Below are 1,406 nucleotides of genomic sequence, written 5' to 3' on the forward strand. Positions count from 1 at the left end.
GGCTTAACCTGTATCGAGGGTTCGAATCCCTCCGTCTCCGCCAGAAATATGAAAGCCCCTGTTTTTGACAGGGGCTTTTTTATTGCCGGATTGCGCAATAGCTTCAAGTTCCAATACGGTAAGTCATCAGGCCAACAACATTCCACGACCTTTTCCTCCTCGAAAAATCGCAAGCGCCTCAACTTCATTTCTGGAATTGCACGACCCTGCCCCGCAAACGTCGTATAAACCAGCACAGCCTTGGACATCGATTCTGCCGTCCACCATCAGGCTCACCATTACCCCGCTTGCCTGTCGAACCTTATCGATTGGCGCTTAACGCTCGACGTTATACGCTAACCATGATCATCAGTTTCCGATGCGCAGAAACCGAAGCCCTCTTCCATGGTGAAACCGTGGCCCGTTTCGCCAACATCCGGGCCGCGGCAGAACGAAATCGTCGATTACCCCTGAAAACAAGCTCATGAGCCCTGCCAGCAATCGTATGCGCCCCATCCATCCGGGCGAAATCCTGCGGGAAGAATTCCTCGCCCCCGCCAACCTCAGCGCCAACGCACTGGCCATCGCCTTGCGCGTACCCGCGACTCGCATCGGCGAAATCGTCAACGAACGGCGCGGCATCACGCCTGATACGGCATTGCGGCTGGCGCGATTTTTCGGTGGCGATGCGCAATCCTGGCTGAACCTGCAGATGACCCACGACCTCAAGATCGCCCAGCAGGAAAACGGCGCCCGCATCGAGCAGGAAGTACAACCCATGGTGCGATCGGCCTGAAGCGCGCCTGATGACGATCATGACCGAGCGCAACGCCCCTCCGGCGATTACTGAATCACCCCACACGCCAAGCGTGCCCCACCTCCACCCAAGGTAGCCGGATGATCCGAATGATTGTCCCCGCCTACGTGCACCATCAAGGCATGACCACGCAACTCGGCAATGCTTTTCAAGCGCGGCGCCAGGACCGGGTTGTCGGCCCTGCCGTCAGCCGTGACGTACAGGGCCGGCAGGTCGCCCAGATGCCCCTCGCCATACGGCCCCTCATGCTTGCCGGTCTTCTGCGGATCCCAATGACCACCGGCTGCCAGCGCGGGCTCCATCTTTCCATCCTTTTCCAGCGGCGCACAGCTGGGGTTCTGATGCACGTGGAAACCGTGTACGCCCGCCGGCAGACCAGACAAGGCCGGCTTGAACAGCAGGCCGTAGGGCGTCTCGCTGATGGTGACTTCACCGGCCGGGGACGCCACGCCCTGGGCATTGACCAGGTTGAGCGCCACCGTGATGGGAGGCTCGGCCGCAGAAGCGGCAGTGACAGCCGATCCACAGGCCAGCAGGGCCAATATTGCAATAGTTCGCTTCATGATCGTGTTCCTTTTGTGTAACAAAAAAGTGGAGGATAGGCACTTGG

At 59.1% G+C, this 1,406-nt stretch carries 3 protein-coding genes; 1 reads left to right on the forward strand and 2 read right to left on the reverse strand.

Features of this window, described 5'->3' with window-relative positions; translation table 11 throughout:
- Window positions 1-248 (reverse strand): hypothetical protein (locus I5W_RS32795; protein WP_044528994.1); only part of this gene is annotated, 248 nt, incomplete at its 3' end.
- Window positions 249-463: 215 nt separating this feature from the next.
- On the opposite strand from I5W_RS32795, the gene I5W_RS09195 reads away from it, so the two are divergent.
- Entirely contained in the window at window positions 464-775 is a 312-nt protein-coding gene (locus tag I5W_RS09195) for a HigA family addiction module antitoxin (protein ID WP_017451023.1), read from the forward strand.
- Between the two features lie 47 nt (window positions 776-822).
- Here I5W_RS09195 and sodC read toward each other — a convergent pair whose 3' ends face one another.
- Window positions 823-1,359 carry a superoxide dismutase family protein gene (sodC, locus tag I5W_RS09200; RefSeq protein WP_017451022.1) on the reverse strand — a complete coding sequence of 179 codons (537 nt, stop codon included), beginning with the start codon at window positions 1,357-1,359 and terminating at the stop codon, window positions 823-825.
- Between the last annotated feature and the right edge of the window lie 47 nt (window positions 1,360-1,406).

Source organism: Herbaspirillum sp. B65 (assembly GCF_000333555.1).
GTDB classification, from domain to species: Bacteria; Pseudomonadota; Gammaproteobacteria; order Burkholderiales; family Burkholderiaceae_D; genus Herbaspirillum; species Herbaspirillum rubrisubalbicans.